Annotated in this window: 17 protein-coding genes; 8 read left to right on the top strand and 9 right to left on the bottom strand. The window is 67.8% G+C overall.

Features of this window, described 5'->3' with window-relative positions:
* Positions 1–77 precede the first annotated feature (77 nt).
* A complete protein-coding gene (locus EGM71_RS15165; protein ID WP_188485549.1) occupies positions 78–1,715 on the top strand; it encodes an acyl-CoA dehydrogenase family protein in 1,638 nt (545 codons plus the stop codon).
* 284 nt (positions 1,716–1,999) lie between these two features.
* Here the strand turns inward: EGM71_RS15165 and EGM71_RS15160 are convergent, their stop codons facing one another.
* The 3 genes from EGM71_RS15160 to EGM71_RS15150 form a co-directional block, all read right to left on the bottom strand.
* Positions 2,000–2,410, bottom strand: coding sequence for a hypothetical protein (locus tag EGM71_RS15160; protein ID WP_014647982.1), 411 nt, complete (start codon positions 2,408–2,410; stop codon positions 2,000–2,002).
* Between the two features lie 156 nt (positions 2,411–2,566).
* Complete coding sequence (locus EGM71_RS15155) at positions 2,567–2,908, bottom strand: hypothetical protein (protein WP_014038070.1); 342 nt, start codon at positions 2,906–2,908, stop codon at positions 2,567–2,569.
* A gap of 124 nt (positions 2,909–3,032) precedes the next feature.
* Positions 3,033–4,208: a thiolase family protein gene (locus EGM71_RS15150; RefSeq protein WP_188485548.1), complete on the bottom strand. Its 1,176-nt coding sequence runs from the start codon at positions 4,206–4,208 to the stop codon at positions 3,033–3,035.
* Positions 4,209–4,390: 182 nt separating this feature from the next.
* On the opposite strand from EGM71_RS15150, the gene EGM71_RS15145 reads away from it, so the two are divergent.
* Positions 4,391–7,231: an autotransporter serine protease gene (locus EGM71_RS15145; RefSeq protein WP_188485547.1), complete on the top strand. Its 2,841-nt coding sequence runs from the start codon at positions 4,391–4,393 to the stop codon at positions 7,229–7,231.
* Positions 7,232–7,278: 47 nt separating this feature from the next.
* Here the strand turns inward: EGM71_RS15145 and EGM71_RS15140 are convergent, their stop codons facing one another.
* The gene (locus EGM71_RS15140; RefSeq protein ID WP_004153019.1) at positions 7,279–8,376 is read right to left on the bottom strand and encodes a Glu/Leu/Phe/Val dehydrogenase dimerization domain-containing protein; all 1,098 of its coding nucleotides are present in this window, start codon (positions 8,374–8,376) and stop codon (positions 7,279–7,281) included.
* A gap of 278 nt (positions 8,377–8,654) precedes the next feature.
* On the opposite strand from EGM71_RS15140, the gene EGM71_RS15135 reads away from it, so the two are divergent.
* Complete coding sequence (locus EGM71_RS15135; RefSeq protein ID WP_188485546.1) at positions 8,655–9,731, top strand: HDOD domain-containing protein; 1,077 nt, start codon at positions 8,655–8,657, stop codon at positions 9,729–9,731.
* Between the two features lie 3 nt (positions 9,732–9,734).
* Here the strand turns inward: EGM71_RS15135 and EGM71_RS15130 are convergent, their stop codons facing one another.
* The 3 genes from EGM71_RS15130 to EGM71_RS15120 all read right to left on the bottom strand — a co-directional run bounded on the left by EGM71_RS15130 (position 9,735) and on the right by EGM71_RS15120 (position 12,719).
* A complete protein-coding gene (locus tag EGM71_RS15130; RefSeq protein WP_188485545.1) occupies positions 9,735–11,324 on the bottom strand; it encodes a phospholipase D family protein in 1,590 nt (529 codons plus the stop codon).
* Positions 11,325–11,472: 148 nt separating this feature from the next.
* Positions 11,473–12,171, bottom strand: a complete 699-nt coding sequence (locus tag EGM71_RS15125; protein WP_188485544.1) for an RNA pseudouridine synthase — start codon at positions 12,169–12,171, stop codon at positions 11,473–11,475.
* 47 nt (positions 12,172–12,218) lie between these two features.
* Positions 12,219–12,719, bottom strand: a complete 501-nt coding sequence (locus tag EGM71_RS15120; RefSeq protein WP_188485543.1) for a M48 metallopeptidase family protein — start codon at positions 12,717–12,719, stop codon at positions 12,219–12,221.
* A gap of 62 nt (positions 12,720–12,781) precedes the next feature.
* Between EGM71_RS15120 and EGM71_RS15115 the strand changes: the two genes are divergently transcribed.
* A complete protein-coding gene (locus EGM71_RS15115; RefSeq protein ID WP_188485542.1) occupies positions 12,782–13,339 on the top strand; it encodes a DUF2058 domain-containing protein in 558 nt (185 codons plus the stop codon).
* 170 nt (positions 13,340–13,509) lie between these two features.
* On the top strand, positions 13,510–13,776 hold the full coding sequence (locus tag EGM71_RS15110; RefSeq protein ID WP_032129365.1) for a DksA/TraR family C4-type zinc finger protein: 267 nt from the start codon (positions 13,510–13,512) through the stop codon (positions 13,774–13,776).
* A gap of 513 nt (positions 13,777–14,289) precedes the next feature.
* On the opposite strand, the gene EGM71_RS15105 is transcribed toward EGM71_RS15110, so the two are convergent.
* Both EGM71_RS15105 and EGM71_RS15100 read right to left on the bottom strand, forming a co-directional pair.
* Entirely contained in the window at positions 14,290–14,883 is a 594-nt protein-coding gene (locus EGM71_RS15105; protein ID WP_188485541.1) for a mechanosensitive ion channel family protein, read from the bottom strand.
* A gap of 35 nt (positions 14,884–14,918) precedes the next feature.
* Positions 14,919–15,098 (bottom strand): hypothetical protein, encoded by a 180-nt coding sequence (locus EGM71_RS15100; protein WP_188485540.1) that lies wholly within the window; start codon positions 15,096–15,098, stop codon positions 14,919–14,921.
* Positions 15,099–15,224: 126 nt separating this feature from the next.
* Between EGM71_RS15100 and EGM71_RS15095 the strand changes: the two genes are divergently transcribed.
* From EGM71_RS15095 to EGM71_RS15085, 3 genes are read left to right on the top strand one after another with little or no spacing between them, the layout of a single operon-like run.
* Positions 15,225–15,803 carry an RNA polymerase sigma factor gene (locus EGM71_RS15095; protein ID WP_188489863.1) on the top strand — a complete coding sequence of 193 codons (579 nt, stop codon included), beginning with the start codon at positions 15,225–15,227 and terminating at the stop codon, positions 15,801–15,803.
* Positions 15,800–16,333 carry a hypothetical protein gene (locus EGM71_RS15090; protein ID WP_188485539.1) on the top strand — a complete coding sequence of 178 codons (534 nt, stop codon included), beginning with the start codon at positions 15,800–15,802 and terminating at the stop codon, positions 16,331–16,333. Before EGM71_RS15095 ends, EGM71_RS15090 begins: the two co-directional genes overlap by 4 nt.
* A gap of 10 nt (positions 16,334–16,343) precedes the next feature.
* Positions 16,344–17,225, top strand: coding sequence for a DUF4097 family beta strand repeat-containing protein (locus tag EGM71_RS15085; protein WP_188485538.1), 882 nt, complete (start codon positions 16,344–16,346; stop codon positions 17,223–17,225).
* Positions 17,226–17,263: the final 38 nt, after the last annotated feature.

Here is a 17,263-nt window from a genome sequence, read left to right as displayed (position 1 = left end):
GAATCGGCCTGAACACGGGCTTGGCGGGTGATGGGGCACAATCGAACCGCACACCTCTTGCCGCCAGGATGGACCGGATGAGTGGACCCAGCTTCAGCAGTAGCGCTCCCTTCGAGACCCACGTGGTGCTGAACCAGCCGCCGCCGTTCGCGGGGCGCCAGTTGTGGACCGATGACGTGGCGCTGATGGAGGCGGTGCAGCGCGAAGGCGCTGGCAGCTTCGCGCCGCGACTGGCGGTCTATGGCGCGCTGGCGGGTGACGAGCTGTACCGGCTCGGCTTCGATGCCAACCGCGATCGGCCGCGCCTGCGTACGCATGATGCGCAGGGCCATCGCATCGATACGGTGGAGTTCCATCCGTCCTATCACCAGTTGATGGGTACGGCGAAATCGCACGGTGTTGCCGGGTTGTCCTGGCACGAGCCGCAACCGGGCGCGCATGTCGCGCGTGCGGTGTTGAGCTACCTGCACCACCAGGCCGAGGCCGGCACCAGTTGCCCATTGACGATGACCCATGCAGCAGTAGCGGTGCTGCACACGCAGCCGCACCTGGCCGAGTGGGCACGCAAGGCTGCAGCGCCGGTCTATGACCCGCGTGATGTGCCGGTGGCGGACAAGGCCGGCATCACCCTGGGCATGGGCATGACCGAGAAGCAGGGTGGCTCGGATGTACGCGCCAACAGCACGCGCGCCGAACCGATCGATGGTGAGCGCTATCGCCTGGTCGGCCACAAGTGGTTCTTTTCCGCGCCGATGTGCGATGGCTTCCTGGTGCTGGCGCAGGCGCCGGGAGGGCTGACCTGCCTGCTGATGCCGCGCCGGCTGGCCGACGGTGACCGCAATGCGTTCCGGCTGATGCGGCTGAAGGACAAGCTCGGCGATTGGGCCAATGCCTCAAGCGAAGTCGAGTTCTGCGGCGCGCAGGCATGGCGCGTGGGCGAGGAGGGGCGTGGCGTGGCCACCATCATCGGCATGGTGATGATGACCCGCCTGGACTGCATGCTGGGTGCGGCGGCGGAAATGCGCATGGCGCTTGCGCAGGCGCTGCATCACGCACGGCATCGCCGCACCTTCGGCAAGCTGCTGGTCGAGCATCCGTTGATGACCAATGTGCTGGCCGACCTGGCACTGGAGTCGGAAGCGGCCACGGTACTGTCGATGCGCATCGCACGCGCGGTGGATCGCGCTGGCGTGGATGCCAACGAAGCCGCGTTGGCACGGGTGGGGACGGCGCTGGGCAAGTACTGGCTGTGCAAGCGCGCGCCGGCTTTCGTCAATGAAGCGCAGGAATGCCTCGGCGGTGCAGGCTACGTGGAGGAGTCGATGCTGCCGCGGCTGTACCGGCAGGCGCCGTTGAATTCGATCTGGGAAGGAAGCGGCAACATCCAGTGCCTGGACGTGCTGCGCGCGCTGGCACGCGAACCAGAGGCGCTGGCGGCGCTGCGCGGTGAGCTGGCAGCGGTGGCCGATCGTGATGCGCGCTACGCAGCGGCTTTGCAGCGTTGGGCAGCGGCGCCGGCACCGGATGAGTCGCAGGCGAGGCTGTTCTGCGAGCGCACTGCGCTGCTGCTGCAGGCAGCGTTGTTGTTGCGGGCGCGTAGTCCGATGGCTGAAGCGTTCGTGCGCAGCCGGCTGGAAGGGGAGCATGGGCTGGTGTTCGGGACGCTGCCGGTGGGCGTGGATCTGTCGGCGATGCTGGTGCGCACGCTGCCGTAGGGGCGGCCAACGGCGGTGCCCCTCGTGTGGTGGACGCTGCTGTACTCCGCGCTTGGCCGGGCGGCATGGTCAGGCGGGGGACGCCGTGAACCCGTCCATGGGGGCTTGGGCGCCGCATCCATGCGGCTTACACCCCCGCCTGACCATGCCGCCCGGCCCCGATACATTCCGTACGCGTCCAGCACGGAATCAACAGAAAGAGCAGAGAGCGAAAAGCAGAAAAGCCGCGGGAGTGCCGCGGCTTTTCCTGTAGCGCCGAGCCGATGCCCGGCTGCCGGTAGGGCTTAGTGCTTGGCTTCTTCCTTGGCGGCGTTCGCCTTCGCGTCATTGGCGACATCGCGGGCCTTGTCGGCCACCTTCTGTGCCGCGTTGGCGGTCGCGTCGCTGGCGTGTGCAGCGGCGTCGGTCGCCGCGTCCTTGGCCTTGTCGGCAGCGTTGGCGGTGGCGTCTGCGGCCTTGTCCAGCGCCTGCTGGGTATCGGCGGCGGCCTGCTCGGAGGCTGCAGCGGTCTTGTCGGCGGCGTCACGGGTGGCTTCTGCCGCCTTGTCGACGGCATCGCGGGCAGCCGCGCCGGCGCTGTCGGCAGCCTGCTGCGCGTCCTGCTTGGCCTGTTCGGCTTCCGGGCCCTTGCAGGCGGCCAGGGCCAGCAGCAGGGAGGCGGCCAGCAGCGTGGTGGTGATCGGGCGAATCTTCATGGCGGTCTCCGGTACTGCAATGGATGGGGACGCCAGCCTATTCATGCCGTTGTGAAGGCGGGGTCGCGATGCCTGCGCTGCGCGGTGGCATCGGGGCAAAGAAAAAGCCGCTGGCGAACCAGCGGCTTTTCCAGAACAGCGTGAAGAAAGAAGTTATTACTTCTTGGCTTCTTCAGCAGCGTCCTTGGCCTTCTCGGCGGTGCCTTCGGCAGCCTTGGCAGCGTCGGCAGCAGCGCCGGCAGCAGCGTCGGTGGCAGCAGCAGCGGTGTTGGCAGCAGCGTCGGTCGCAGCGTCAGCAGCGGTGGCGGCGGTGTTGGCAGCCTGCTGGGCAGCGTCGGCGGTCTGGGCGCCGGCAGCGGCGGCCTGGTCGGCAGCAGCCTGGGCTTCGGTGGCGGCTTCGTTGGCCGAAGCAGCGGCGTCCTGGGCAGCTTCCTGCTTCGAGCAGGCGGCCAGGGCCAGAGCCAGGGACATCGCGACCAGCAGCTTGTTGATGCTCATTGTGTAAATCCTCGTCGTTAGAATTAGGCAACGCGCATGCTGCGCGCCGACAACATGATGACAAGCCAAGATTGGGTGTCAAGCGATCCCGCATTCATTTTTGCGAAATCATCGTTAAATCTTTTTAAATCAATTCGATGGCGATTGCCGTTGCTTCGCCGCCACCGATGCACAAGGTAGCAATGCCGCGCTTGCCACCGCGCGTGCGCAGGGCGTTGACCAGGGTCACCACCAAGCGTGCACCGGAGGCACCGATGGGATGACCCAATGCGCAGGCGCCGCCATTCACGTTGAGCTTGTCGTGCGGGATGCCCAGTTCACGCATCGGGGCCATCGCCACCACGGCAAAAGCTTCATTGATTTCGAACAGGTCGACCTGATCCAGCGACCAGCCGGTCTTGGCCAGCAGCGTGTGGATCGCGCCGATCGGGGCGGTGGTGAACCACTCCGGTTCCTGCGAATGGGTGGCGTGGCCGACGATGCGGGCCAGCGGCGTGATGCCACGTGCGGCTGCGTCTTCCTCGGTCAGCAGGACCACTGCGGCGGCGCCGTCGGAGATGCTGGAGGAGCTGGCGGCGGTGACGCTGCCGTCCTTCTTGAAGGCCGGGCGCAGGGTCGGGATCTTGGCGATGTCGGAGCGGCCGGGCTGCTCGTCGGTGGCGACCTCGACCTCACCCTTGCGGGTGGCGACCTTCACCGCGACGATCTCGTCGGCGAAGGCGCCGTTGGCCTGTGCGGCCTGCGCGCGCTTGACCGATTCGATCGAGTAGGCGTCCTGTTCCTCGCGGCTGAACTGGTACTTGTCCACGGCGCACTCGGCGAATTCACCCATGGCCTTGCCGTCGTAGGCGTTGACCAGGCCGTCGTGGGCCATGTGGTCGATCGCCTGGAAGTTGCCGAAACGGTTGCCGGTACGCGAGTTCGGCAGCAGGTGCGGGGCGTTGGACATCGATTCCATGCCACCGGCGACCACGATGCTGGCCGAACCGGCCTTGATCAGGTCATGGCCGAGCATGATGGTCTTCATGCCCGAGCCGCACACCTTGTTGAGCGTGGTGGCACCGGTCGACAGCGGAATGCCGGCAGCGATCGCCGCCTGGCGGGCGGGCGCCTGGCCGAGGTTGGCCGGCAGCACGCAGCCCATGAGGACCTCGGAGACGTCGCTGGCCGGTACGCCCGACTGTTCCAGGGCGGCAGCGATGGCGGCCGCGCCGAGGGTGGGGGTCGGCACGCCGTTGAACTGGCCGAGGAAGGAGCCGATGGCGGTGCGCTTGGCGGCGGCGATGACGATGTTGGACATGGCAATCTCGTTGATGCGTAAGCAATGTTCGGAAAGGAGACCGAGGACGTTGGAAGCGCCGCGGTTTCCCGGCAGACTGCGTGGGGGTCGGCCCAAGTATAGAGGGTCGGGGAGGGCCGCCGCTGGGCGGCACCGCACGCCTGCCGGGATGTAGGCATGCCAACGTTCATGGGAAGGAATCGATGGAACGCACGATGATGGTGAGGTCCGCGCTGGCGACGGCGCTGGCGATGGCATTGACGGCATGTGGTGGTGGCGGAGGCGGCGGCAATGTCCGCATCGATCCGCCCCCGACCACGCCCCCCCCGACCACGCCCCCCCCGACGACACCGCCCCCGGCCAAGCCGCAGGAGCCGGCCTTCGACGCGCACCTGTCAGTGACCAATGCGCGTGCCGCACAGGCCGCCGGCCTGACCGGTCAGGGGGTGCGCATCGGCATCGTCGATTCGGGCGTGCAGCGCAATGCGGCGGCGCTGAACGGGCGCGTCGTCGCCAACCTCAACTACATCGATCCAGCCCGCAACAACCTGCAGGTCGACGACGTGGTGGGCCACGGCACGGCGGTGGCCAGCCTGGCCGCCGGTGCCTCGGTGGGCTCCTGGCCGGGCGGCATCGCCCCCGGCGCACAGATCGTTTCGGCGCGGATCATCGCCGACAAGCCGCCCGTCGATGACGGCAGCGGCAAGGGCAATTCCTTCAGCGGCCCGCTGGGCGTGGCGCAGGTCCACCAGGACCTGATCAGCTACAACGTGAAGGTGATGAACAATTCGTGGGGCGGCCTGTACTGGACCGACCTGCCGACCACCGCGCAGGTGGCGGCCGAGTATCGTCCGTTCGTCATCAACCATGGCGGGCTGGTGGTGTTCGCGGCCGGCAACGATGCGCGCTCCGAACCGAGCAGCCTGGCCGCGCTGCCCAGCCAGCAGGGCGTTGCCGGCTCGCTGCCGGCGGCCGACCTGGAGCGCGGCTGGCTGGTGGCGACCGCGGTGGATCCCTATGCGCCGGGCACGCTGGCCAGCTACGCCAATGCCTGCGGCCAGGCCGCGCGCTACTGCCTGGCAGCGCCGGGCAGCGCGGTCTACCCCGATGCCAATGGCAGCAGCTATTACTGGAACTACGGTACGTCCTTCGCCGCCCCGCTGATTTCCGGCGCTGCCGCACTGGTCTGGCAGCGCTACCCGTACTTCGACAACAACCTGGTGCGGCAGACCCTGCTGGGCACTGCCAAGGACATCGGTGCGCCCGGCGTGGATGCGGTGTTCGGCTACGGCCTGCTCGACATCTCGCGGGCGATCAAGGGCCCGGGCCGCTTCGACTGGGGCGATGTGGTGGCCAATGTCGATGCGCCATCGAGCGGTTCGCTGTGGAGCAACGACATCGTCGGCAGCGGTGGCCTGGTCAAGCAGGGCGGGGGAACCCTGGTGCTGGGTGGCAACAACAGCTACGGCGGCGCCACCCGCATCGAGCGCGGCATCCTGTCGTTGCAGAATGGCAGCGTGATCCGCTCCAACGTGACGATCCTGGCGCAGCCCGATCCGGACTCGACCGGCCTGCAGTTCAATGGCGGCACGCCGCGCGTGATCGGCAATGTGGTCAACGGCAGCAGCGTGTTCCTGACCACCGGCAACACCACCGGCACCATCGAGGGCAACTACACCCAGCAGGCCGGCGCACAGCTGATGATCGCGCTCGGGGCCAATGCGCTGCAGGTCACAGGCAACGCCACGATCAACGGAGGCGTGCGCGTGCACGGCTTCGTCTCCGGCTATGTGCCGCAGAACGGCAGCCGCCAGGACCTGATCCACGCCGGCGGAGGCCTGAGCGGCACCTTCAGCAGCCCGGCCACCTCCAGCGGCCTGCAGGGCCTGTCGCTGCTGCAGAGCAGCTATGGCTATGACAGCAACACTGCCTGGTTGAACCTGACCCAGGTCAGCGTCACGGCAGCGGCGACCGGGCTTACGGCCTCGGCACAGTCCGCTGCGCAACGTCTGGAAGGTGCGTTCAGTGCGCTTGATGGCAGTACCGCCCTGCAGGGCTCGGCCTTCGGCACGGCGGCTGGTGCGCTGCAGTGGACCGGCGGTGGCAGCGAAGGCCTGGCGGCCAGCCTGCAGAGCCTGTCCGGGCAGGCGCATGCGCGGGCCGAGTCGGCCACCTTCGACAGCATCGACATGTCACGCCGTGCGATTGCCGAGCGCTTCGATCGCGTGCAGGCGGCGCCGCGACTGCGCGGGGCCTGGCAGAGCGCGCTCGGCGAAGCCGGGCAGGGCAGTTTTGCCGGCAATGCTGCCGACAGCCGCGGTTGGATGGCGGGCCAGGACCTGCCGCTGGGCAGCAATGGGCTGATGGGCGTGGCCTTTGGCGAGACCCGCAGCAACGGTGGCAGCAGCTTCGGCGGCGATCGTGGGCGTGATCGCCAGGCGCAGGCGCAGATGTACGCCGGCTGGAACCTGGGCCGGGGCTATGCACTGGCCCAGGTCGGCAGCGGCCAGTTCACCCGTGCGCTGGATCGGCAACTGCTGCTGGGCGCTGGTGCCTATGGTGTCTCCGCACGTTACGGCGGACGCTTCAGCAGTGCCAGCGTCGAAGGCGGCTATCGTTTCGGCCGCGCGGGCGCGTCGTTGACGCCGTACCTGGGCGCCAGCACCACGCGCGTGGATACCGATGCCTTCAACGAGCGGGGTGGTTTCGGTTTCGGCCTGCGTGGCGATGCCAACCGCGTACAGCGCAGCCAGATGCTGGCCGGTATCCGTGGCGAACGCGGCTGGGGGCGCTGGACCCTGCGTGGGCATGCCGAGTGGCAGCAGCGGCTTGATGGTGCCGATGCGGATTGGCAGGCCAGTTTCGTCGGTGTCGATGCCTGGGCGCCGCTGGCGGGCTGGAACGCGCCGCGCGGCAGTGCGCTGTTCGGCGTGGCGCTGGAGTCGTGGTGGGGCCGTAATGGCCGCCTGAGCCTGGGCTTCGACCAGCGCGTCGGTGGCGAAGGCGCGCGCCAGGCGGCGTTGCGCTACAGCACCGGGTTCTGAATGGTTGGTCGCGCCGGGTCGAAAGCCCCGGCGCGACATCGGCAGGCTCAGCCGCCGCGCAGGTTGCCCAGGCGCGGGGTGCTGCGGCCCAGCGGCATCTTCAGCTTGCCGATGGACAGGATGCGGCTTTCGGCGATGCGGTCGGCTGCCCGCTGCGGCGCGATGTTCTCGCGCTGCGACAGTTCGAAGATGCGGGTGAGGTTGTGATAGATGCTTCGGATCAGGCGCATCGCGCGTTCGCGGTTGTAGCCATCGATCTCCAGCGACACGTTCATCACGCCGCCCGCATTGACCGCATAGTCCGGTGCATACAGGATGCCGCGCGCATGCAGCTCGTCGCCGATTTCCAGGCTCGACAGCTGGTTGTTGGCGGTACCGCAGATGATCTTCGCCTTGATCCGCGGCAGGGTATCGGCGTTGATCGCGCCTTCCAGCGCGCACGGTGCGAACACATCGGCGTTCACTTCGTGGATCTCGTCCGGCTTGACCGCTTCGGCACCGAAATCGCTGACCGCGCGATCAACCAGCGCGCTGTCCAGGTCGGTGACATACAGCTTGGCGCCGCGATCGCGCAGCAGCTTCACCAGCTCCATGCCGATGTGGCCCAGGCCCTGCACCGCGATGCTGGTCTTGCCTACTTCCTCATGGCCGAACTTGAAGCGCATCGCCGCCATCAGTGCCTGCAGCGCACCGTAGGCGGTGAACGGGGCCGGATCGCCGGAGCCGCCGTGGACCTGGTGGACGCCGGTCACGAACTGGCTCTCCAGGTAGATGTTCTCCATGTCGTTGACGTCGGTGCCGACGTCTTCAGCGGTGATGTAGCGCCCGCCCAGCGAGTCGACATAACGGCCGAAGGCACGGAACAGCACCTCGGTCTTGTCCACCTTCGGGTCGCCGATGATCACCGCCTTGCCGCCACCGACGTTGAGGCCGGCCAGCGCATTCTTGTAGGTCATCGTCCGGCTCAGCCGCAGCACGTCGGCCAGCGCCTCGTCGGTGCTGGCATACGGACGCATGCGCACGCCGCCCAAGGCCGGGCCCAGGGTGGTGTTGTGGATGGCGATGATCGCCTGCAGGCCGGCATCGTGGTTGTGGCAGAACACCACTTGTTCGTGGCCGGTGGTGGCGAGGGTTTCGAATAGCATGGCGTCTCCGATGGCGCGAACAGCGGCGAACTGCAGCGAACGGCCAGTGAACGGTAGGGTCCCAAAACAAAAAAAGCGACGTCGTCATGGCTGGGGGACGGGTCGCGCGGCGCCATTCTAGTCCATTCCCCCGGCCGGTGCCGTCGACGTTGGTGGCCATCCGGTTAAAGAAGATGAAAGTGCGGCCGATGCTGCGACGACGGCGGGTGGCCGGATGGACGTGAAGAGGCAGGTCGGTCTGTGACGGCAAGGGCATTACAACGACAGGGCAGGCGACGATGAGACCGGCCTGGTGGCAATCGCTGCGCGGCTGGCTGGCGCGCTCGACCGGGACGGCACCGTCGCGGCTGGTTGCCGCGTCCCGCCAGGCGGTGGCCGCCGCAGCGGCGAGCCTGCAGGGCGAGGCGCTGCCGTCGGCCGAGATCGCTGCACATCTGCAGCGCGGCCTGCATGCGCTGGCCCTGTACCCGCGCCTGGCCGGTGAATCCACGCCGGTGCAGGCCGCGGGGCTGGGCGAGGCGGTGGCGCGCGCGCTGCAGGACCGCGATTGGGCGGCTCGGCAGCTGCCCCGCCGGCCGCAACTGCTGCCGCAGCTGATCCAGACCGTCAACGACGATGCCGCCTCGGCGCGCGTGATGGCCGCGATCATCGGACAGGACCCGGTGCTGACCGGCAACCTGCTGCGCATCGCCAACAGCCCGGCCTACAAGGTCCATGAGCGCCCGGTCGAAAGCCTGCAGCGGGCGGTGACACTGGTCGGTACCGAAGGCGTGCGGCAGATCATCAGTGCGGTACTGGTGCAGCCGGTGATGCAGGTGCAGTGCGAGGTGTTCCCGCAGTTCAGCGCGATCATCTGGGAGCACGCGCTGCTGGCATCGCGAGCAGCGGCCGATCATGCACGCACGGTGACCTTCGGTGATGCCTTTGCCGCGCAGTGGCTGGGACTGGTGCAGGGCCTGGGTGCGGCACTGGTGATGCGCCAGCTGCTGCAGGAAGCGCAGGCCCGTGGCGAGGCCGTGGAGCCTGCGTTGGCACTGCAACTGCTGCAGCAGTGGTCGTTGCCGTTGGCGCAGCGGGTCGCCGCCGCATGGGAGTTGCCTGAGCCGGTTCACCAGGCCCTGGCGGTGGACGCAGAAGGACCGTTGGCCGACAGCCTGCGCCTGGCCAGCGCCGCCGCAGCGGCCAGCCTGCTGTGCCGGCATGGGCATGCCAGCCAGAGCCGCATGCTGGCCCTGCTGGAGCAGCTGCCTTCGGCGCCGCCGCATGCATTGCGCTGGATCTGGCGGCGCCTGCATGGGCGCAGCGTGGAAACGCTGGATGAGGCCGGACAGGACCCGGCCGGTCCAACGCCCTGAGCGCTACAGCTGCGATTCGACCGGCAGCCAGCTGATGGCCCGCGCGGTCCAACGCTTGCCCAGGCTTGCGCCGGGTTCGGCCTCCACCCAGTGCGGTGGCGGCTGTCGCTCCAGCCAGCGCAGATCATCATCGCGGCCCAGCGCCAGCCACCAGCTGTGCTCCGGGCTGGCCAGGCGCAGGTATTCATCGCGCAGCTGCGCCCCCAGCACCGGGTCGTCGAACAACACGCCCATCTCGGTGTTGAGGTAGGCCGAGCGCGGGTCGAGGTTGAACGAGCCGACGAAGCCGCGGCGACCATCGACCACGAACGCCTTGGTGTGCAGGCTGGCGCCGCTGCTGCCGAACAGGCTGGTATCCGGCTGGCCGTGTGCCTTCAGTTCGTACAGCTGCACGCCGGCCTTCAGCAACGGCACCCGGTAGCCCATGTAGCCGCCGTGTACCGCCGCCACGTCGTTGGCGGCCAGCGAGTTGGTCACCACGCCAACCTGCGCGCCGCGCACGGACAACGTCGAAAGCGCCTGCACGCCATCATCGCCAGGCACGAAGTAGGGCGAGATCAACAGCGCGCTGCGGCGGGTACTGCGCAGCTCCTCGCTGAGGGTGTTGACCAGCCAGGTGTGGCGATCGTCATCGCGGTGCTTCATCGGCGGATCGGAGGCGATGCGAACGTTCGCGCTCCAGTGCAGTGGTTCCGGGCTGGGCCGTTGCAGGGCGCGCGATTCGGCCACGCGCTGCAGGTAGGGTTGTGCCCTGGCATGCATTGCATCCAGGTCCGACTGCCGCACCAGTTGCCGCAACTGTTCATCGGTGTACGAGGCCAGCGCAGAAATCGGGATCGCCGCGCTGCTGTTCCAGTAGTCGTCGAAGATCTGGTTGGCCTGCTGCACGGCAGGGCCGGCCACTACCAGGTCCAGGTCCTGGAAGTTCACGTCGTCGCGCGCGCTGAAGTACTCCTCGCCAATGTTGCGGCCACCGACGATCGCGATGCGGCCATCGGCGATCCAGCTCTTGTTGTGCATGCGGTGGTTCACGCTGAAGGCGCGTTGCACCAGTTCAAGCGTGCGCGCGATGCCGCTGCGGTTGCGGAACGGGTTGTACAGGCGGATCTCGATGTTCGGATGCGCATCGAGCGCCATCATCAGCGCGTCCTTGTCCTTGGCGTTCATGTCATCGAGCAGGATGCGCACGCGCACCCCACGCTCGGCGGCGTCATACAGCGCCTTGGCCATCAGGTGGCCGATCAGGTCGTCGTGCCAGATGTAGTACTGCAGGTCCAGGCTGCGACCAGCCTGGGAGGTGATCATCGCGCGCGCGGCGAAGGCATCCATGCCATCACTGAGGAACGCCACGCCCGACTGGCCTGGGTGTGCCTCCTGCAACGGCACGATCTGCTGGTCGATGCGGGTCTGTGCCGGCTGCAGCGGCAGCACGTGCGAAGGGGCGCCCTGCGCCTGCGGCGTAAGGTGGTCGGCCAGCAGCAGCCCGGACAGGACCAGCAGCAACAGCGCAGCGAGGATGATCGCAGCGACGCGCAGCAGGCGTCGCCACAAGGGCGTGGGCAGGCTCATGCCCCGATGGTAGAGCCACGCCATACGTGGATGAAAGCCGAAAGACCCATTGCTGTGGATCCACGCCATGCGTGGATGGGGTCAGAGCCCTTTCCCGCGGAAAGGGATCCGACCCCGAGGGTTTAAGGGTCAGACCCCTTGTCGCAGGCAAGGGCTCTGACCCTGGACGGCCTCAGAAACGCTCGTCGCTGCCCAGGTAACGCCACTGCGCCGGCGGCAGCGGCCCCAATGCCACGCGGCCGATGCGCAGTCGGCGCACGGCCAGCACCTGCAGGCCGGCGGCGGTCACCGCTACGCGCAGGCCCTTGGCGGTCAGCCCCTTGCCGGCGAAGCGCAGGCGCTGCTCGCTCTGCCAGCTGACCTTGGCGCCACCGGATTCCTGCTGCAGCCGCGCCATCAGCCACGGCCCGCGCTCGGGACCGCCTTCGGCCACTTCGATCAGGTATTCCTGCTCGGTGCGGCCCAGATTACGCTGCAGATGGGCCAGCGCGGCCGGATCCTGGCTGACCACCACCAGGCCGCTGTCGCTGGCCGGAAGCGAGGCGGCCAGCTGCAGGCCGTGGAAGTGACGTTGCAGGGGGCGGATGCCGCTGGCATCGAGCTCGCTGCGGCTGTCACTGCTGACCAGCGCACAGAGGGTTTCGGCGGCAACGCCGGCCGGCTTGTGCAGCAGCATGCTGACCCGCTCGGCCTTTTCGTCGCTGGCCTGCTCGGCGACCACGATCTGCGCGGCCTCATCGACCGGGCGCTGCGGCTGTTCCACCACTTCGCCGTTGACCGTGACCCAGCCGCCTTCGATGTAGCGTCGCGCTTCGCCGCGCGGGATGCCGAGCAGGGCGGACAGGCGTTTGTCGAGACGGATCGGTTCCATGGCAGGCAGGTCGGGCAGGGGGCGCGCAGTGTAGCTGCTGCGGCCGGTCAGCGCTGGCCGCGGTTGGTCAGCTCGGTCAGGTACAGGCGGGTATCGAACTCCAGCTGCAGGTAATCGGGTTCCATGTGCTGGCACAGCTGGTAGAAGGCCTTGTTGTGGTCGGCTTCCTTCAGGTGGGCGAGCTCATGCACCACGATCATGCGCAGGAACGCTGCTGGCGCCTGGCGGAACACGGTAGCGATGCGGATCTCGCGGCTGGCCTTGAGGCGGCCGCCGTGCACGCGGGAAATGGCGGTATGCGTGCCCAGCGCGTGCTTGATCACTTCCAGGGTGTTGTCGTAGCAGACCTTGTTGAGCGGCACCGACTTGCGCAGGTAGCGGTCCTTCAGCTCCTGGGTGTAGTCGTACAGCTGGCGGTCGCTGCGCACCTCATGCGGGTCCGGGTAGCGCTGTTGCAGCCAGGGACCCAGCTTGCCCTGCGCCAGCAGTTCGCTGACCTGGGCGACCAGGGGTTCGGGATAGCCGGTGAGGTACTTCAGGACTGCCATGCAGGGGCGGCGGGGCGTCGGTAGAATGGGGCATCCAAGATTACACGCGGTACGCATCGACCATGGCAAAGCCCAACGCGCTGCAGGAACAATTGCTCAAGGCCGGCCTGGCCAAGAAGTCGCAGGCCAGCGCTGCTGCGAGCGCGCAGGCCAAGGCCCGCCAGGGCAAGGCCGAATCGACCTCGGCTGAGGTCCAGCGCGAGGCTGAACGCGCCCGCGCCGAGAAGGTCGAGCGCGACCGTGCGCTGGCCGCCGAACGCAACGCCCAGGCCAGGCAGGCCGAACACAAGGCCCAGGCCCGACAGATCATCACGGCCCATGCCGTGCCCCACAAGGGCGATGACGAGTATCGGTTCAGCGATGGCGCGGCGATCCGCACCCTGCTGATCGACCCCAAGCTGCGCAAGGCGCTGGCGGTGGGCGTACTGGTCATCGTTGCCAATGGCGAGGGTTATGCCCTGCTGCCACGTGCCGCCGCCGAGAAGGTGCGTGAACGGGCCCCGGAGGCGATCATCGTCGACCATGGCCAGCCGGGCTCGACCGCCGAGATCTCCACCGGCAACGCCGAGGACGACGCCTACTACGCGCAGTTCCAGGTGCCGGACGACCTGGTCTGGTAAGCAAAAAGGGGACGGAGGGGATTAAGCCGTAATCGGCCTGATCGGGTCCGTCCACTTTCTGCTCAGCTTGTTGAAGGCCTGCCGGGCGTGGCTCGGCTCAACAGGGGGCTGCTCCTTTGAGCGCGGGTGTATCGTCCCCATATCAGGCGACACACCTGCGGAGGATGGCCATGGCCACCGGATGGGCGGGAGACGGCGCGGTCCAGGACCAGATCGACGCCACCGTCGACGATGCGATCGCCCGCGCGCGCCGCCAGCTGCGCGAGGGTCCGGGTCTGGAGCACTGTGAGGAATGCGACGCGCCGATCCCGTTGGCGCGGCGCCAGGCCGTGCCTGGTGTTCGACTGTGCGTGGCGTGCCAGCAGGCACATGATGATGAAGCGCAGGCGCATGCCGGTTACAACCGGCGCGGCAGCAAGGACAGCCAGTTGAGGTGAAGGTTGCTCGGCAGGGCTGCGCCCTGCACCTGCCGAAGCCTTCAAGCCTGAGCAACCGCAAGAGCTGGCGTTCCGTGGGGTGTCGGGGCGGTGTCGGATTGCGGGGACGCCGCAAGTACGTCCTTGTAGGCTTGGCAGCCGCATCCATGCGGCTGACACCCCGCACTCCGACACCGCCCCGCCTCTGACAGATTTCCGCGATCAGGTAGATCCCGCCGTGCGTGGATAAATCCCCATCGAAATCGAAAATTTCGATATCGGAACGATTTGAGCCGAGCATGGCTCGGCCCTACAGAAAGCAATACCCGACAGATCGCGGGAAACTGTCGAAGGCGGGGAGGGTCCGGTTGAGGGGGCGTGAGCCGCATGGATGCGGCGACCGAGCCTACATGGACGTATTTACGGCGCCCCCCTCAACCGGACCCATCCCGCCATCCCACGGAATGCCCGTTCTTGATGTTGAAGTTGACGTTGTTTCGGCAGGTGCAGGGCGCAGCCCTGCCGAAAACCCCCTCAGCCGTCGCCCTGGATGCCGCCGGGGGCCTGCGCCGGGTCGCGCCATCGCCGCACCGTGCGCTGGAAGAACAGGTTGTTCGGCAACTGCAGCACCGTGCCTTCGTGGCCGTCGCCGGTTTCCTGCAGCGTGGTGTAGATCAGGTTCACGTCGATCACCCGGCCCTTCAGGCCCGGCTTCTCGCCATTCTCCAGCACCTCGATGTAGTCGTGCAGGCGGAACGGGCGGGTGGTGAAGATCAGCAGCGTGCAGAAGATGTTGGACAGCACGCTCCAGGCGGCGAAGAACGCGACCGCACCCACGGCCGCGAAGCCGGTGAAGGCGGTCCACAGGACCGATGGCGATGCGCCGAGCAGGCTGAGGATGTACAGCAGGGCACTGAAATAGACTACGAAACTGGTGATACGGCGCGCGCCCATCACCATCTCCGGTGGCAGCGTGTAGTGCTCGGCGAAGCGCCGGATCAGGCGCCGCGCCAGCACCCGTAGCAGCCAGGCCGCCAGCAGCACCAGTACGATCTGCAGGGCGATGCCCACGTCATTCAGCCAGGGGTGGGTCCAGGCCGGCAGGTGATCCTTCAGCGACAACATCATGGGGCGACTACGGGGGATGGAAACGGCCCTCGATGTTACCCGGCACGTGCCGGGGATTCGACCACCGGGGTCCAGGCCAGGCAGACCAGCTCCTGGCGGTGCTGCTGCAGGCAGGCGCGGCCGTTGTCGGGGCGCAGGTGCAGCGACAGGCCCAGTGCCTGCAGCACGACGCAGGCGGCGATCACCAGCAGGGCGGCGCAGGTTGGGCTGGACATGGCGGGACTCCCTTACGGCGTTTTTGCGAAGGACCTTCCATGGATGCAGCAGTCGCCGAAAAGGTTGCATGGCATCGATCATCGATCGGCTCTAAACCTTTTCCCGGGTCACCGCATCCAAGCGATATGCTCGACACCACCATGCCAGCACCGCCTGCCGCCCACGACCCTGTCGACGAACCCGCCCTGGTGCGGGCGGCTGCCGCCGGTGATACCGCAGCCTATGAACTGCTGTACCGGCGCCATGCGCCGCGTGTGTTCGCTGTGTTATGGCGCTTGTGCGGGGGCCAGCAGGCGCGTGCCGAGGATGCGTTGCAGGAAGCCTTCCTGCAGGCATGGAAGGCGCTGCCGGGGTTCCGTTTCGAGAGCAGCCTGTCGACCTGGTTGCATCGCCTGGGCGTCAACGCTGCGCTGATGGAACTGCGCGGCCGGGCTGCCGGGCAGGATCACGACAGCCTGGACGAGGTGGACGGCGGCCTGCAGGAACTGGCGGTACACGACCGCTGTGCCGGCACTGAACGCGACCTCGAACGGGCGCTGTCGACGCTGCCGCCACGGGCACGTGCGGTACTGGTACTGCACGACATCGAAGGCTGGAAACACCAGGAAATTGCCGAACAACTGCAGATGGCTGTCGGCAGTTCCAAGGCACAGTTGCATCGTGCGCGCGGCCTGTTGCGCGCACGGCTGGGAGACATGACATGAGTACACACGACCACGATTCCGACCACGATCTGGCAGCCCGACTACGCGCACTGCCACCCGAGCGCAGCCTGCCCACCGATGGCTGGGCACGCCTGTCGGCCCAGCTGCCGCCGCGTGAACCGCAGGCAGCACCTGCGCCAACGGACAACGTGGTGGTCCTGCCTGCGCGTTCGCGACGCCGCTGGTGGCTGCCGGTGGGTGCCGCGCTGGCCGCCAGCTTGGCAGTGTATGCGGTGGCGCCGTGGCGGCTTGCGCTGCCGGACGCGCCGGTGCCGTCCGCGCTGCAGCTGCAGGCGGCGGCGATGACCGAGCAGTACCAGCAGGCCGTGGCCGCGCTGCCCGATGGCCGGGCGCCGGAATGGCAGCCGGCCCTGCATGAACTGGATGAAAGCGCGGCGCAGATCCGTGCCGCCTTGGCGCAGGACCCGCGTGCGCCGCACCTGCTTGGCCAGCTCAAGCGCACCTACGCGCTGCGGCTGGAACTGACCCGGCAGGCGGCCTATGCCGCCGAGTCCGGCTTGACGACCTGAGGAGACCCCCATGACCCGAACCCTGATTTCCTGCTGTGTCGCGCTGTTGCTGGCCCCTGCCGTGGCGCTGGCCGACACCCGCATCGACGAGCGCCACACTCTGGCGGCGGGTGGTCGCATCGAGCTGAGCAACGTCGCTGGCAAGGTGACCGTGCGTGGCTGGGACCGCAACGACGTGCAGCTCACCGGCACGCTCAGCGACGGCCTGCAGCTGCGCCAGGAGAAGAGCGCCAACCGTGTGCGCTGGGAGATCGAATACCCGCGCCGCAACAACAACGGTGGCGCGACGCTGGTGCTGAACGTGCCGCGCTCGGTGGAGCTGCTGCTGAGCACGGTCAGTGCCAGCCAGGACATCAGTGGCATCGACGTGCGACGGCTGCAGGCCGACACGGTCAGCGGCAGCCTGAGCGCCTCCGGTCGCAGCGGCGACAGCAAGCTCAACACGGTCAGCGGCAGCGTGAGCGCACGCCTGCAGACGCCGAAGTTGGATGTGAACACAGTCAGTGGCCGGATTGAGGCCGGCGGCGGCGTGTCCGGTGATATCGGTGCGCAGACGGTGTCGGGGCGGGTCGAGGTCGACGCTGGCCGCGTGCAGCGGCTGGCAGTGGAGACCGTCTCGGGCAGCATCGACCTGGCAGCAGCCGGATTGGCACCTGGTGGCCGTATCAACGTCGAATCGGTCAGTGCCTCGGTCACGCTGAGTCTGCCGCGCGCGGTGTCGGCGCAGCTGTCGGTGAACAGCTTCAGCGGCTCGATCAACAGCGATGCCGGGCAGGTGGAGCGGCCACGCTACGGGCCAGGCAGCCATCTCGACACGCGTCTGGGAGGCGGTGATGGTGACATCCGCATCCAGTCGCACTCGGGCAGCGTGCGGGTACGCCTGGACCGTTGAGCACGGTCCGGCAGGCCGCGGCGGCAGCGCCGCCGCGG

This window comes from Stenotrophomonas maltophilia (assembly GCF_006970445.1).
In the GTDB taxonomy this organism is placed as follows: domain Bacteria; phylum Pseudomonadota; class Gammaproteobacteria; order Xanthomonadales; family Xanthomonadaceae; genus Stenotrophomonas; species Stenotrophomonas maltophilia_AU.
The sequence above is the reverse complement of the archived record's forward strand: the minus strand, read 5'-3'. Positions and strand labels throughout refer to the sequence as shown.

Coding starts and splice junctions, on each gene's coding strand:
- EGM71_RS15165 (WP_188485549.1), top strand. CDS start 78: ATGAGTGGACCCAGCTTCAGCAGTAGCGCTCCCTTCGAGACCCACGTG.
- EGM71_RS15160 (WP_014647982.1), bottom strand. CDS start 2,410: ATGAAGATTCGCCCGATCACCACCACGCTGCTGGCCGCCTCCCTGCTG.
- EGM71_RS15155 (WP_014038070.1), bottom strand. CDS start 2,908: ATGAGCATCAACAAGCTGCTGGTCGCGATGTCCCTGGCTCTGGCCCTG.
- EGM71_RS15150 (WP_188485548.1), bottom strand. CDS start 4,208: ATGTCCAACATCGTCATCGCCGCCGCCAAGCGCACCGCCATCGGCTCC.
- EGM71_RS15145 (WP_188485547.1), top strand. CDS start 4,391: ATGGAACGCACGATGATGGTGAGGTCCGCGCTGGCGACGGCGCTGGCG.
- EGM71_RS15140 (WP_004153019.1), bottom strand. CDS start 8,376: ATGCTATTCGAAACCCTCGCCACCACCGGCCACGAACAAGTGGTGTTC.
- EGM71_RS15135 (WP_188485546.1), top strand. CDS start 8,655: ATGAGACCGGCCTGGTGGCAATCGCTGCGCGGCTGGCTGGCGCGCTCG.
- EGM71_RS15130 (WP_188485545.1), bottom strand. CDS start 11,324: ATGGCGTGGCTCTACCATCGGGGCATGAGCCTGCCCACGCCCTTGTGG.
- EGM71_RS15125 (WP_188485544.1), bottom strand. CDS start 12,171: ATGGAACCGATCCGTCTCGACAAACGCCTGTCCGCCCTGCTCGGCATC.
- EGM71_RS15120 (WP_188485543.1), bottom strand. CDS start 12,719: ATGGCAGTCCTGAAGTACCTCACCGGCTATCCCGAACCCCTGGTCGCC.
- EGM71_RS15115 (WP_188485542.1), top strand. CDS start 12,782: ATGGCAAAGCCCAACGCGCTGCAGGAACAATTGCTCAAGGCCGGCCTG.
- EGM71_RS15110 (WP_032129365.1), top strand. CDS start 13,510: ATGGCCACCGGATGGGCGGGAGACGGCGCGGTCCAGGACCAGATCGAC.
- EGM71_RS15105 (WP_188485541.1), bottom strand. CDS start 14,883: ATGATGTTGTCGCTGAAGGATCACCTGCCGGCCTGGACCCACCCCTGG.
- EGM71_RS15100 (WP_188485540.1), bottom strand. CDS start 15,098: ATGTCCAGCCCAACCTGCGCCGCCCTGCTGGTGATCGCCGCCTGCGTC.
- EGM71_RS15095 (WP_188489863.1), top strand. CDS start 15,225: ATGCTCGACACCACCATGCCAGCACCGCCTGCCGCCCACGACCCTGTC.
- EGM71_RS15090 (WP_188485539.1), top strand. CDS start 15,800: ATGAGTACACACGACCACGATTCCGACCACGATCTGGCAGCCCGACTA.
- EGM71_RS15085 (WP_188485538.1), top strand. CDS start 16,344: ATGACCCGAACCCTGATTTCCTGCTGTGTCGCGCTGTTGCTGGCCCCT.